The organism is Streptomyces broussonetiae (assembly GCF_009796285.1).
GTDB lineage: Bacteria > Actinomycetota > Actinomycetes > Streptomycetales > Streptomycetaceae > Streptomyces > Streptomyces broussonetiae.
On record NZ_CP047020.1, the window covers coordinates 4,913,223 to 4,927,503 of the forward strand.

Sequence of the window (14,281 nt, forward strand, 5' to 3'; positions counted from 1 at the left end):
TGAAAGAGGCCGTGGACACCTCTTGGCATACCGCCGCAAGAGCTGCTCTTGCGGCGTACGGAAGCTCTCCCCTCGATACTGGATATAGAGGACAGGTCGTCGGAGTTCTTCGATCTTGTGACGGAGACCGCGGCACTTACCCTCAGCGCGCCTCGTTACCATGCGTGGACGCACATTCCGACGACCACTGACGACGAGGGACGGGCGAGCGCGTGGCCGAGGCGGCTGACTTCCAGGCAACCGGTGCCTCCCCTGCCCGCCGCTGGCTGCGGCGCACCGGAGCGCTGCTCGCCGGGGCACCTCTGCTGGCCGCACTGCTCCAGCTGCCCGCTGCGGCGCCCGCCCAGGCCGACTCCTCCGACCCGGTGTCCGTCGCGTTGGACTCGCTCACGCCCAATGCGCCCACGGACGGCGACACGCTGACCGTGTCCGGCACGGTGACCAACAACGGCAAGCAGGCCGTCACCGGCGCCCACGTGGGCCTACGGGTGGGCCCCGAGCTGAACACCCGCTCGGCGATCGACGCCGTCACCCAGCACTCCGACGATCTGCAGGGCAATACCGGCACTGAGGTCGGCGGCAAGTACGTGGAGAAGTTCGCCACGCTGACTCCGGGCGTCGCCGAGCACTTCAGTATCTCCGTGCCCGTGGACAAGCTGGACCTCGGCGAGGACGGCGTCTACGAGTTCGGGGTCTCATTGTCCGGCCAGACCTCTGCCCAGCCCTGGGACCAGGTGCTCGGCATCCAGCGGACGTTCCTGCCGTGGCAGCCGTCCGAGGCCGACACCAAGACGAAGACGACGTTCCTGTGGCCACTGATCTCCACGGTCCACATGACGGCCAAGACGGGCGCCGGCGAGCTGCAGACACCGGTGTTCAGCAACGACCAACTGGCCAAGGAACTGTCGCCGGGCGGTCGGCTGGCGCAGATGGTGGACCTGGGCAAGGACCTGGACGTCACCTGGGTGATCGACCCGGACCTGCTGGCCTCGGTGGACGCGATGGCCACCGGCAACTACCGGCTCCCGGGGGACAACGGCACCACCACGCCGGGCCCCAAGGATCACCAGGCGGTCGCCAAGCAGTGGCTGGCGGACCTGCAGGACGCTGTGGCGGGCAAGGAAGTCGTCGCGCTGCCCTTCGGCGACCCGGACCTGGCGTCCCTCGCGCACAACGGCACCAGCGTCACCGGCTCGCTCAGCCACCTCAAGGACGCCACCGACGTCGCCGCCACCACCGTCGAGACCGTGCTCCATGTCACACCGAGCACCGACTTCGCGTGGCCGGTGGACGGCGCCGTGGACCCATCGATCATGAAGGTCGCCACCTCCGCAGGAGCCGACCGTGTGATCGCCCGCAGCGACAGCCTCCAGGAGACCGCCGGGCTGCCGTACACACCCTCCGCCGCCCGCCCGGTCGGCGGAGGCACCACCGCGGTGGTCTCCGACGCCCGGCTCTCCACGGCCTTCGAGGGCGATCTGACCAAGGCGGACTCGACGACGCTGGCCGTGCAGAAGTTCCTGGCGCAGAGCCTCGAGGTGAACGCGCAGACGGACAAACAGCGCAGCATCGTCGTCGCCCCCCAGCGCATGCCCACAGCCAGCCAGGCCCAGGCGATGGCCGCGGGGCTGAAGGCGCTCGACGGTGCGAACTGGTCCCAGTCCCAGGACCTCACCGCGGCGGCCAAGGACAAGCCCGACCCGAACGCCACCACGCAGATCCCGTCGTCGCAGGCCTACCCCTCCTCGCTGCGCCGGCTGGAGCTGCCGACGGCGGCATTCGGGCAGATCGCGCGCACCCAGGACAAGCTCGACAACTTCCAGGTGATCCTCACCGACCGCTCCCGCGTCGTCACGCCGTTCGGGCGAGCCATAAACCGTGAGATGGCCACGTCCTGGCGCGGCAGGAGCGGAGACGCGGAGAACTACCGCAACGGCGTCGAGGCATGGCTCGACGATCTGTCCGCCCAGGTCAAGCTGATCGACAAGTCGGAGACCAAGCTCTCCGGCCGCAGCGCCACCATCCCGGTGACCGTCCAGAACAACCTCGTCCAGCCCGCCGGGCACCTGGTCCTGCGCCTCACCTCGACCATGCCGACCCGTCTGAAGATCGGCGGCAAGGCGTACTCCGAACAGCCCGTCTCGGTCTCCGGCGGACACAGCCAGTCCGTGAAGTTCGCCACCTCGGCCAACGCCAACGGCCGGGTCACGGTCGTCGCCCAGCTGTACACCGAGGACGGCCAGGAGTACGGCGACGCCGTCACCTTCGATGTGAAGGTCACCGAGGTCACGCCCACCGTGATGCTGGTCATCGGCGGCGGTGTGCTCCTCCTCGTCCTCGCCGGCTTCCGGATGTACACGCAGCGCAAGCGCGCGGCCGCACGTCAGGCCGAGGAGGACGGCCCGGACGCGGCGGGGGAGGACGGTCCGGACGAGCCCGGGAACCCTGACACACCTGCCGGTCGTCTCCCGGAGGAACCGGAGGAATCCGACTCTCCCGCCGGGGCAGACGACCCGCAGCAGCCGAGTGACCCTGCGCCGGACACCGCACCGGAAAACACCGACCCGTCCGGGACGGGTGAGAGAGTGGACCGTTGAGCGATGTCGTGGCCGGTGAGCCAGGGACGATGAGGTGGGGTAAGCATGAACGCGCCGTACGACGGTGATCGCGGCCAGGGCGCGGCCGGCTCGGGCTACCCCGAGACGCCGCCGGAGCCCGGCCAGGTTCCGCCGCAGCACGCGGCGGACATGTACCTCCAGGACGCCTACGACCAGGACCCCTACCGGGCACAGGATCTCGCCGCGCAGGACCCGGTCGCCGAGGCGCTCTACGACCGTGCCGCGCACCCGCCGCCCCCTCCGGGCAGCTACGACCAGCAGCAGCCGCTGTACGCCCCGCCCGCCCAGTCGCCGTACGCTCCCGACCCTCGCGTGTGGGCACAGACACCGGCGCCGGAGCCGGAGGGTGCGAATCCGTACCTGCCCTACGGCGACAACCCGCGCACGACCCAGTTCGTGGGTGTGGACGACCTGGTCACGCACTCCGGCGAGGAGTACCACGAGCCGGACGCCTTCGCGCACCTCTTCAAGGACCAGCAGCAGGGTGGCGGGCACGCCCCCATGGATCCCTCGTCCTTCCCCGGACCGGCTCCCGCTCCGGGCGGCAGCTACGGGCAGGCCGGCCAGTACCCGCCTGCGTACGGCCAGGGCTCGCAGCAGGGCACCGCGTACCCCGGACCGTATCCGTCCGCGCCCGGGAACCCGGCACAGTCGCCGGTGCCCGCCCCTGCCATGACGCCGGCACCGGGCGGGCCGCACGGCGCAGCAGAGCCCGAGGCCGCCGCGTCCCCAGTCGCACCTGCAGCTTCCGCCGCTCCCGGCGCGCCCGCGAAGAAGGGCGGCAAGGCGGCCAACCTGCTCCAGTCCAGCGCCGTGATGGCGGCGGGCACGATGGTCTCCCGCCTCACCGGATTCGTCCGCTCCGCCCTGATCGTCTCGGCACTCGGCCTCGGCTTCCTCGGTGACTCCTTCCAGGTCGCCTACCAGCTGCCGACGATGATCTACATCCTCACTGTCGGCGGCGGCCTCAACTCGGTCTTCGTGCCACAGCTGGTGCGGGCGATGAAGGAGGACGACGACGGCGGCGAGGCCTTCGCCAACCGGCTGCTGACCCTGGTGATGGTGGCACTGGCCGCACTGACCGGTCTCGCGATGTTCGCGGCTCCCCTGCTGGTGCGCCTGCTGTCCAACCCGGTCGCCACCAACCCGGCGGCCAACGACGTCGCCGTCACCTTCACCCGCTACTTCCTGCCCTCGATCTTCTTCATGGGCATCCACGTGGTGATGGGTCAGATCCTCAACGCGCGCGGCAAGTTCGGCGCGATGATGTGGACCCCGGTGCTGAACAACATCGTCATCATCGTGACGCTCGGCATGTTCATCTGGGTCTACGGCAGCGCCGCGAACTCCCACATGACCGTCACGAACATCCCGCCGGCAGGGCAGCGTCTGCTCGGGATCGGCGTGCTGCTCGGTCTGGTCGTCCAGGCGCTGGCGATGATCCCGTACCTGCGCGAGACGGGTTTCCGGATCCGGCTGCGGTTCGACTGGCGGGGCCACGGTCTCGGCAAGGCCGCAATGCTCGCCAAGTGGACGGTGCTGTTCGTCCTGGCCAACCAGGCCGGCGCCATGATCGTCACCCAGCTGTCCACGGCGGCCGGCAAGGACTCCGACGTCGCCGGCACCGGCTTCGCCGCCTACGCCAACGCGCAGCTGATCTGGGGTCTGCCGCAGGCCATCATCACGGTGTCCCTGATGGCCGCCCTGCTGCCGCGTATCTCGCGCTCGGCCTCCGAGGGCGACGTCGGCGCGGTCCGCGACGACATCTCCCAGGGCCTGCGGACCACCGCCGTCGCCATCGTCCCGATCGCCTTCGGCTTTCTCTCGCTCGGCATCCCGATGTGCACGCTGATCTTCGGATCCTCGGGCACCGGCGAGGCCACCAACATGGGCTACATGCTGATGGCCTTCGGCCTCGGCCTGATCCCCTACTCGGTGCAGTACGTAGTCCTGCGTGCCTTCTACGCCTACGAGGACACCCGCACCCCCTTCTACAACACGGTCATCGTCGCGGTCGTCAACGCGGGCGCCTCGGCGCTCTGCTACTTCGCGCTGCCGGCGCGCTGGGCGGTCGCCGGTATGGCCGCGGCGTACGGGCTCGCCTACGCGATCGGCGTGGGTGTCGCCTGGCGCAGGCTGCGCAAGCGGCTGGGCGGTGACCTGGACGGCGCCCGGGTGCTGCGGACGTACGCGCGGCTGTGTATCGCGTCCGTACCGGCCGCACTGCTCAGCGGCGCGGCCTGTTACGGCATCGGGCACAGCCTCGGCCAGGGCGTCATCGGTTCCTTCGCCGCGCTGCTCGTCGGTGGTGCCGTTCTGTTCGGCATCTTCTTCGTCGCCGCCCGGCGGATGCGTATCGAGGAACTCAACTCGCTCGTGGGAATGGTTCGCGGACGTCTGGGCCGCTGAGGCGGGGGTAGGCGCACAACCATCGTCCGCCGTCGCGTGTCGTGCATAGCGGCAGACTGTGGGCACAATTGGTTTCGGCGTCGGACAGCGTGCAACGGATGGGGAGGCAGGGACGACGGTGGCGGAACGGAGCACGGCTGCCGTCGACGTGGCAGACAACAGCGGTGAGCAACCGCTGACCGCCAAGGCGGACCAGTCCACGGCCGACGGGGTGGCCAAGAACCCGGAGCGGGACAAGGGCAGCGACAAGGCGCAGGGGAGCAACGGAATCGACGGTCCAGGAGAAAAGGCCTCGCCTCCCGAACTGCACAGCGGCCACAAGCTCGCCAGACGCTACCGGCTGGAGGAATGCGTCACCCGTCTGGACGGATTCAGTAGTTGGCGTGCGGTCGACGAGAAACTCCGTCGCGCCGTCGGCGTACACATCCTGCCCGCGGACCATGCGCGTGCGCGTTCCGTACTCGCTGCCGCCCGTTCCTCCGCGCTGCTCGGCGACCCGCGCTTCGTCCAGGTGCTGGACGCCGTCGAGGAGAACGACCTCGTCTACGTCGTGCACGAGTGGCTGCCCGATGCCACCGAGCTGACCGCGCTCCTCGCGGCCGCACCGCTGGAGCCGCACGACGCCTACCAGATGGTCAGCCAGGTCGCCTCCGCCATGGCCGCCGCACACCGCGAAGGCCTCGCCCATCTGCGGCTGAACCCCAACGCCGTGCTGCGGGCCTCGACCGGCCAGTGGCGCATCCGCGGACTCGCCGTGAACGCCGCACTGCGCGGCATCAGCTCCGACACCCCGCAGCGCACCGACACTGAGGCGATCGGCGCCCTGCTGTACGCGGCGCTGACCCAGCGCTGGCCCTACGAGAGCGACGCGTACGGCCTGTCCGGCCTCCCCAAGGGTGTCGGCCTCATCGCACCCGACCAGGTGCGCGCCGGTGTCCACCGAGGCCTGTCCGAGCTGGCCATGCGGGCGCTCGTCAACGACGGGGCCACCGCCTCCCGGCACGAGGCTGCGTGCACCACACCCGAGGAGCTGGTGAAGGCGATCGGCGAGATGCCCCGCATCCGCCCGCCGGAGCCGGCGTTCACGGCTCCGCCGGAATACCAGCGCACGACCTACCAGCAGGGCACCTACGGCCGTCAGGCACCGCGTCCCGGCACCCCTCAGCCGATCGCACCCCCACCGCCCCCGCTGCAGAGCCGCACCGGCAAGGCCCTCAAGTGGGCGGTGTCGGCGCTCCTCATCGCGGCCCTCGGCCTGGGCAGCTGGCAGTTGGCGGACGCGCTGATGGACAAGGGCGGCAAGTCCGACGACACCAACAAGAGCCAGCAGACGGACGACGGCGACAAGGGTTCGAAGGCGCCGCCTTCCGGCCGCCCCATTCCCATCAAGGGCGGCCGCGACTTCGACCCGTTCAGCGACGACCACTCCGAAAACCCCAACGACATAGCGAAGGCCTTCGACAGCAGCCCGTCCACCAGCTGGGAGACGAGCTACTACCTGAGCCCGGAGTTCGGCAACCTCAAGCCGGGCGTCGGGATGATCCTCGACCTCGGCAAGGTCCAGCAGGTCGGAAAGGTGACCGTCACCTTCGTGGGCGAGACGTCGGTCGAACTCCGTGCCGCCGGCGCGGACGCGGGATCGGAACCCACCTCGTTCGACGCCTACACGAAGGCTGCCGGCGGATCAGGTACAACGGTGGTACTCAAGCCCGACAAGTCCCTCAAGACCCAGTACCTCTTGGTGTGGCTGACCAAGCTGCCCTCGGACGGGGGAGGCCACTGGCGGGGCAGAGTGGCAGATGTCAAGGTGACCAGCTGAGGTCTCCACTCGGGAGGGACAGATGGCGGAGGGCGCCGGATACGACCGGGTGAGCGACAAGGATCTCCTCGCCCGTCATGTGGAAGGCGATTCCGATGCCTTCGGTGAGATCGTGCGGCGGCATCGGGACCGACTCTGGGCGGTCGCGCTGCGGACGCTCGGGGACCGCGAGGAGGCCGCCGACGCGGTCCAGGACGCCTTGGTGTCGGCCTACCGGGCTGCCCACACCTTCCGGGGCCAGTCCGCCGTCACGACATGGCTGCACCGGATCACGGTGAACGCCTGCCTGGACCGTGCCCGCAAGGCCGCCTCCCGCAAGACGGCTCCGGTGGACGACACCGAGCGGCTCGAGCAGCTGCTGGAGCCGCACGAGTCGGCCTCGGCACCGGCCGAGCGCAATGATGTGCACCGCCAGCTGCTCGAGGCGCTCGGCACCCTTCCACACGATCAGCGGGCCGCCCTGGTCCTGGTGGACATGCAGGGGTATCCCGTGGCCGAGGCCGCCCGGATCCTCGACGTACCCACCGGGACCGTCAAGAGCCGGTGTGCCCGAGGCAGAGCGAGACTCCTGCCGTTGCTCACCCATCTACGGCCCGAAGGCGGCGGAGGCGGCACAGGCGGAAAAGAACCCGGCCCGGGACGGAACCGGGTGCAGGGGACATCCGTCACACCGGCAACGGGGCCGGATCACGACCACCCCGCGGACACCGGACCGAGCGATTCAGCCGTAGTGAAGGGCGGAGGTGGGCGCGCGTGACTTCCACGACCGACACGGCCGGGCACCCGGACGTCGCGGAGATCTCCGACCTCACCGAAGGCCTCCTCTCCCCGAACCGCAGCGCAGACATACAGCGCCATCTGGAGGCGTGCGAGCTGTGTGCGGACGTACATACCTCGCTGGAGGAGATTCGCGGGCTGCTGGGGTCCGCGCCACAGGAAGAGCCCATGCCGGCCGATGTGGCCGCTCGTATTGATGCCGCCCTCGCCGCCGAGGCACTTCTTGGCGCCTCCGGGAAGGTCAACCCTGCCGGACCGGACACCGAGGGGCATGTTTCACGTGAAACATCGCTCGCAGCCGATCGCCCTGCCGGGCGTCCGCAGGCAACGGCCGGACCGGGACGGAAGAAGAGCGGGCGCGGTCGGCGGCGCAGGACCGTGGTCCTGGGAACGGTGCTCACCGCCGCCGTCCTGGGGGCCGGCTCACTGGTGATCCAGTCACTCACCGGCGGTACGTCCTCCACAACAGCGCACAATGCGCCGAGCCCGTCCATCAGCACCTTCTCCGGCGCCAGTGTCCAGACTCAGGTGCACGATCTCCTTGCATCGAAGAAAGCAGCGCAGCGGGGCTACGACAGCCGACACCAGGAATCCGGGGGCATCGGCAACCAGAGCACGCCCAAGGGCACCGAGAGCGCGAACACCCTGCTTCAGACGGAGATCGCTGTGCCCGACTGTGTCCGGCGTGCGGTTCCCCGGAGCGATCAGGCCCTGGCGGCGAAGACCGGATCCTACGGCGGGAAGAGCGCCTATCTGGTCGTTCTGCCGGATCCCGACGACAGCACCCACGTCACGGCCTACGTCGTCGACGCGGCCTGCGCCCGTCAGCAGCCCGGCACCGCCGGGACCGTGCTCCTGAAACACTCCTTCGCCCGGCACTGAGTCTGCTGGAGCGGCCCGTCAGCACCCCCACCCGGCATCCGTGTGCCCCGACACACCGGGAATGCGCGCCCCGTAGGATCCGTTGGGTGGGGTGAGAGTCCCGAAAGGTACTCCCACCGGTCGACTGATGCAGACCAGAGACGAGGAATCAAGCCGTGAGCGACGTCCGTAACGTGATCATCATCGGCTCCGGGCCCGCGGGCTACACGGCGGCGCTCTACACCGCGCGCGCGTCACTGAAGCCCCTGGTGTTCGAGGGTGCCGTCACCGCCGGTGGCGCGCTGATGAACACCACCGAAGTCGAGAACTTCCCGGGCTTCCGCGACGGCATCATGGGCCCCGACCTCATGGACAACATGCGGGCGCAGGCCGAGCGCTTTGGCGCCGAGCTGATCCCCGACGATGTCGTCTCCGTTGATCTGGCCGGTGAGATCAAGACCGTCACCGACAGCGCGGGCACGGTCCACAAGGCGAAGGCTGTCATCATCACCACCGGCTCCCAGCACCGCAAGCTCGGCCTGCCGAACGAGGACGCCCTCTCCGGCCGCGGTGTCTCCTGGTGTGCCACCTGCGACGGGTTCTTCTTCAAGGACCAGGACATCGCCGTGATCGGCGGCGGCGACACCGCGATGGAGGAGGCCACCTTCCTCTCGCGTTTCGCCAAGTCCGTGACGATCGTCCACCGCCGGGACAGCCTGCGCGCCTCCAAGGCGATGCAGGAGCGCGCCTTCAACGACCCGAAGATCAAGTTCGTATGGGACAGCGAGGTCGCCGAGATCCAGGGCGACCAGAAGCTCTCCGGCCTCAAGTTGCGCAACGTCAAGACCGGCGAGCTGTCCGAGCTGCCCGCGACGGGGCTGTTCATCGCGATCGGCCACGACCCGCGCACCGAGCTGTTCAAGGGCCAGTTGGACCTGGACGATGAGGGCTACCTGAAGGTGGCCTCGCCGTCCACCCGCACCAACCTCACCGGTGTCTTCGCCGCCGGTGACGTGGTCGACCACACCTACCGTCAGGCGATCACGGCGGCCGGCACCGGCTGCTCCGCCGCTCTGGACGCCGAGCGCTTCCTGTCCGCCCTCGCGGACGAGGACTAGGCGGACTGCGAGACCGCCGCCGTCCGACTCTCCCTTTCCCCGCCCCATCGCACGATCAAGTGAAGGAGCCCGCCGTGGCCGGCACCCTGAAGAATGTGACCGACGCCGACTTCGAAGAGGTCGTCCTCAAGAGCGACAAGCCCGTCCTGGTGGACTTCTGGGCCGCTTGGTGCGGTCCGTGCAAGCAGATCGCCCCGTCCCTGGAAGCGATCGCCGCCGAGCACGGCGACAAGATTGAGATCGTCAAGCTCAACATCGACGAGAACCCGGAGACGGCCGCCAAGTACGGCGTCATGTCCATCCCGACCCTGAACGTCTACCAGGGTGGCGAGGTCGCCAAGACCATCATCGGTGCCAAGCCCAAGGGCGCGATCGTCCGCGACCTCGAGGACTTCATCGCCGAGTGAGGTTTCACGTGAAACACGAATGGGCCAACCTTCGCGGGTTGGCCCATTCGTTTGTGCCCTGTCGCTGACCGAGCGCTAGAGCGGTCGCAGGGCCGGTTCCTTCTGGACCGCCCCCAGCAGCCGGTCGAGCGCCATCTCCACGTCTTCCTTCCACGAGAGCGTCGAGCGCAGCTCCAGCCGCAGCCGGGGATGTGCCGGATGCTGCCGGACCGTCTTGAAGCCCACGGCGAGAAGATGGTCCGCCGGGAGCAGACAGGCAGGTTCCTTCCAACGGGCGTCACCGAAGGCCTCAATCGCCTTGAAGCCCCGACGCAGCAGATCCTTGGCGACCGTCTGTACCAGCACCCGCCCCAGCCCCTGCCCCTGATAGCCGGGCATCACGAAGGCCGTCATCAGCTGGACGGCGTCCGGCGAGACCGGGCTGGTGGGAAAAGCCGTTGAACGCGGGACATAGGCAGGAGGGGCGTAGAGCACAAAGCCCACCGGTACGTCATCGACGTACACCAGTCGGCCGCACGATCCCCAATCCAGCAGGACGGCGGAGATCCAGGACTCCTTCTCCAACGCGGACGTGCCCGCCCTTACTGCCGCTTCTCCGCTGACGGGGTCGAGTTCCCAGTAGACACACGAACGGCAGCGTGAGGGAAGGTCCTGAAGGTTGTCCAGCGTGAGCGGCACGAGCCGACGCCCCATGAAGGCTGTTCCTCGCTTCCTTCGCCAGCCGCATCGCGTGCGGCTGTCAGAGCGCTCCGTTCCTTGAGCAGACTGCCGACGAATCCGCCGACCGCTCCGAGGCTCAGCCCCGTGCTCACCAGTCCGGTGCGGCTCATCGATCGCATGGCCCCGTCTCTCCATTCAGAGATGCAGCTGCTGTCCGGTGGATGTGCCATACCTTTTCGCATCGTATCCACGAAGCGATTCACTCGATACTGCCTCAAAGCAAAGAGCGGGCCGCGTTCCGATACACACCGGACACGGCCCGCTCCCCGTACGACCGAGGGGATCCGACGGGATCAGTCGTCCTGGTCCTCCGCCGCATCCTCCTGCAGCTCATGCTGGAGCACCGGCCCCTCGTCCGGTGCGAGGGTGCTCAGGATCCGCTGAAGGTCGTCCACGGAGGCGAACTCGACGGTGATCTTGCCCTTCTTCTGCCCGAGGTCGACCTTCACACGGGTCTCGAACCGGTCCGAGAGCCGCGTCGCCAGGTCGTTCAGCGCCGGGGAGAGCCGGGAGCCGGCGCGCGGGCCCTTGGGCCGCTGAGGCGTCTGCGGTCGCGAGCCCATGAGGGTCACGATCTCCTCGACGGCACGCACCGACAGCCCCTCGGCCACGATGCGGTGCGCCAGCCGGTCCTGCTCCTCGGGATCCGTCACCGACAGCAGTGCTCGGGCATGACCGGCGGAGAGCACCCCGGCGGCGACCCGCCGCTGGACCGTCGGCGAGAGCTTCAGCAGACGCAGTGTGTTGGACACCTGGGGGCGGGAGCGCCCGATCCGGTCGGCCAGCTGGTCGTGCGTGCAGTTGAAGTCCTTCAGCAACTGGTCGTAGGCGGCCGCCTCTTCCAGCGGGTTCAGCTGCGCACGGTGCAGGTTCTCCAACAGCGCGTCCAGGAGGAGCTTCTCGTCCTCCGTAGCCCGGACGATCGCCGGGATCGCCTCCAGGCCGGCCTTGCGACAGGCCCGCAGACGCCGCTCGCCCATGATCAGCTCATAGCGCTCGGGGCCCAGCTGCCGTACGACGACGGGCTGGAGGAGACCGACCTCCTGGATGGAGGTGATCAGCTCCTTGAGAGCCTCCTCGTCGAAGACCTCACGCGGCTGGCGCGGGTTGGGCGTAATGGCGTCGAGAGGGATCTCGGCGAAGTGCGCGCCCAACGGAGGAGCCGGCATCTCCACGGCCGGGGCGGCCGGGGGTTCCTCGGTCTCCTGTGGCACAGGCGGCAGCGTGGCCACCTTTGCCGCGGCCACACCGCGGTCGGTCGTCAGTACCGGGACGGCCGCGGGGGAGGTGGAGGCTCCGCCTCCCAGCGGGGCCGGAGCCGGGGTCTTCTCGGTCGGGGCTGCAGGGATCAGTGCGCCGAGACCACGGCCCAGCCCCCTCCGTCGCTCACTCACTGGATCCCCTCCACCATGCTCGGGTCGTTCTGGGCGCCGGTGTGGGCCTGGCTCGCGTCGTAGCTGATGCCAATGCCCTTCAGCGCGATTTCTCGGGCCGCCTCAAGATACGAGAGGGCACCGCTCGATCCTGGATCGTAGGTCAGCACCGTCTGTCCGTAACTCGGTGCCTCGGAGATGCGGACCGAGCGGGGAATGCTCGTCCGCAGCACCTCGTCACCGAAGTGGGTGCGCACCTCATCCGCGACCTGGGAGGCGAGACGCGTCCGGCCGTCGTACATGGTGAGCAGGATGGTCGACACATGCAGCGTGGGGTTGAGGTGCCCCCGCACCAGGTCGACGTTGCGCAGCAGCTGGCCCAGGCCCTCGAGTGCGTAGTACTCGCACTGGATCGGGATGAGGACCTCCTGGCCCGCCACCAGTGCGTTGACCGTCAACAGGCCGAGCGAGGGCGGGCAGTCGATGAGGATGTAATCCAGCGGTTGCTCGTATGCCTGGATCGCCCGCTGAAGCCGGCTCTCCCGGGCTACCAGAGAAACCAACTCGATCTCCGCACCGGCGAGATCGATGGTGGCGGGAGCACAGAAGAGGCCCTCGACGTCCGGAACGGGCTGGACGACCTCGGCGAGCGGCTTGCTCTCCACCAACACGTCGTAGATGGAGGGAACTTCGGCGTGGTGGTCGATCCCGAGGGCGGTGGATGCGTTGCCCTGGGGGTCGAGATCGATCACCAGGACACGGCCACCGTGCAGTGCCAGCGAAGCGGCAAGGTTGACGGTCGTCGTCGTCTTGCCGACGCCGCCCTTCTGGTTGGCGACCACGATGACTCGGGTCTGCTCCGGTCGCGGCAGACCTTCGCCGGCGCGGCCCAAAGCCTCAACCGCCAGTTGGGCCGCACGACCGATCGGAGTGTCGTCCATCGGAGGCGGTGTTTCACGTGAAACATCCACCCCCATCGACTCGGTACGGGGACCGGGGACCGGATCGGTCATCGGTCCCGCGATGTTGGCGTCGGACCGCAAGGATTCACTCTCCTCGACTTCAGGCTCGCAATGAACAGAGCCTCCCATGCCTTCGGGGTCGTGAACCAGTGAGGCCTGGTGTTCTGTGGAGAAATCCACCTCTGTGGACAACTCCGTTGCCCCGCCGAGTGAACCAAGAGGCTTGCGGTCGCGAGGTTCGGCCGCAGCGCGGCCACGACTGATGATGCCCTGCAGCAGTGAGCGACGTTTCACGTGAAACACGATGCACAGCGGCTGCGGCCGGACCTCTGCGACACTCCGACCCGTGCGGGTTTGGCAGCTTGTGTGGAGTACGTCTCCTCGTCAGGACGGATCAGCGGCGCCGACGGGCCCGATCCGACCGTGCGGCCTTCGCCCGCTTCGCCGCGAACCGCACACCGCCGGGGCTCTCGCCGACCTCGACCCGAACGACGGTGGACAGCGGGTCCACCACGCCCTCACCCACATGCAGGATCGACGTCTCCACCGCACCGAGCTTGCCAAGGGCAGTCGCCGCAGCCTTCAGCTCCTCCTCCGCGGTGTCCCCCTTGAGCGCAAGCATCTCGCCGTAGGGCCGCAGCAGCGGAATGCCCCAGGTAGCCAGACGGTCCAGCGGGGCCACGGCCCGCGCGGTCACCACATGGACCGGCGGGAGCTTGCCCAGGACCTCCTCGGCGCGGCCCCGCACGACCGTGACATGGTCCAGGCCGAGCAGCTCGACAACCTCGGTGAGGAAGTTGGTGCGCCGCAGCAAGGGCTCCAACAGGGTGATGTTCAGATCGTCCCGTACCAGGGCCAGCGGAATGCCCGGCAGTCCGGCACCGGAGCCGACGTCGCAGACCGTCACACCTTCCGGTACGGCCTCCGAGAGCACCGCACAGTTGAGGATGTGCCGCTCCCACAGGCGGGGCACTTCCCGCGGGCCGATCAGGCCCCGCTGCACGCCCGCCTCGGCGAGCAGCTCCGCGTAGCGAACCGCATCGGCGAAGCGATCACCAAACACTTCCCGCGCCTGCTCGGGCGCGGGGGGAAGCTCCGCTGCCTCCGTCACGGGGACCGTCCTTCCGTACAGCGCCGGTGCTTCGCACACCGGCCACCAGAACTACCAGGCTGACAAAGTTCGGCCCCGTCTGCTCTACAGACGGGGCCGGTGAAAC

At 68.8% G+C, this 14,281-nt stretch carries 11 protein-coding genes; 7 read left to right on the plus strand and 4 right to left on the minus strand.

Going from position 1 to position 14,281, the window contains the following annotated elements:
• Window positions 1-212 precede the first annotated feature (212 nt).
• From GQF42_RS22795 to trxA, 7 genes are all read left to right on the plus strand, one after another.
• Window positions 213-2,597, plus strand: a complete 2,385-nt coding sequence (locus GQF42_RS22795) for a DUF6049 family protein (protein ID WP_158922715.1) — start codon at window positions 213-215, stop codon at window positions 2,595-2,597.
• Window positions 2,598-2,642: 45 nt separating this feature from the next.
• Entirely contained in the window at window positions 2,643-5,027 is a 2,385-nt protein-coding gene (murJ, locus tag GQF42_RS22800; protein WP_158922717.1) for a murein biosynthesis integral membrane protein MurJ, read from the plus strand.
• A 118-nt stretch (window positions 5,028-5,145) separates the two neighbouring features.
• Window positions 5,146-6,846, plus strand: coding sequence for a protein kinase family protein (locus GQF42_RS22805; RefSeq protein WP_158922720.1), 1,701 nt, complete (start codon window positions 5,146-5,148; stop codon window positions 6,844-6,846).
• Window positions 6,847-6,868: 22 nt separating this feature from the next.
• Window positions 6,869-7,603, plus strand: coding sequence for an RNA polymerase sigma factor SigM (gene sigM, locus GQF42_RS22810; RefSeq protein ID WP_158922722.1), 735 nt, complete (start codon window positions 6,869-6,871; stop codon window positions 7,601-7,603).
• On the plus strand, window positions 7,600-8,505 hold the full coding sequence (locus GQF42_RS22815; protein WP_158922723.1) for an anti-sigma factor family protein: 906 nt from the start codon (window positions 7,600-7,602) through the stop codon (window positions 8,503-8,505). The genes sigM and GQF42_RS22815 overlap by 4 nt, the downstream gene beginning before the upstream one ends.
• Window positions 8,506-8,660: 155 nt before the next feature.
• Window positions 8,661-9,602 carry a thioredoxin-disulfide reductase gene (trxB, locus tag GQF42_RS22820; protein ID WP_158922725.1) on the plus strand — a complete coding sequence of 314 codons (942 nt, stop codon included), beginning with the start codon at window positions 8,661-8,663 and terminating at the stop codon, window positions 9,600-9,602.
• A 74-nt stretch (window positions 9,603-9,676) separates the two neighbouring features.
• Window positions 9,677-10,009, plus strand: a complete 333-nt coding sequence (gene trxA, locus GQF42_RS22825; RefSeq protein ID WP_158922727.1) for a thioredoxin — start codon at window positions 9,677-9,679, stop codon at window positions 10,007-10,009.
• 75 nt (window positions 10,010-10,084) lie between these two features.
• On the opposite strand, the gene GQF42_RS22830 is transcribed toward trxA, so the two are convergent.
• From GQF42_RS22830 to rsmG, 4 genes are all read right to left on the minus strand, one after another.
• On the minus strand, window positions 10,085-10,702 hold the full coding sequence (locus GQF42_RS22830) for a GNAT family N-acetyltransferase (RefSeq protein ID WP_158922729.1): 618 nt from the start codon (window positions 10,700-10,702) through the stop codon (window positions 10,085-10,087).
• A gap of 320 nt (window positions 10,703-11,022) precedes the next feature.
• The gene (locus GQF42_RS22835) at window positions 11,023-12,123 is read right to left on the minus strand and encodes a ParB/RepB/Spo0J family partition protein (RefSeq protein WP_158922731.1); all 1,101 of its coding nucleotides are present in this window, start codon (window positions 12,121-12,123) and stop codon (window positions 11,023-11,025) included.
• Window positions 12,120-13,193, minus strand: coding sequence for a ParA family protein (locus GQF42_RS22840; RefSeq protein WP_158930459.1), 1,074 nt, complete (start codon window positions 13,191-13,193; stop codon window positions 12,120-12,122). The genes GQF42_RS22835 and GQF42_RS22840 overlap by 4 nt, the downstream gene beginning before the upstream one ends.
• Before the next feature lie 265 nt (window positions 13,194-13,458).
• Window positions 13,459-14,175, minus strand: coding sequence for a 16S rRNA (guanine(527)-N(7))-methyltransferase RsmG (rsmG, locus tag GQF42_RS22845; RefSeq protein WP_158922733.1), 717 nt, complete (start codon window positions 14,173-14,175; stop codon window positions 13,459-13,461).
• Window positions 14,176-14,281 lie beyond the last annotated feature (106 nt).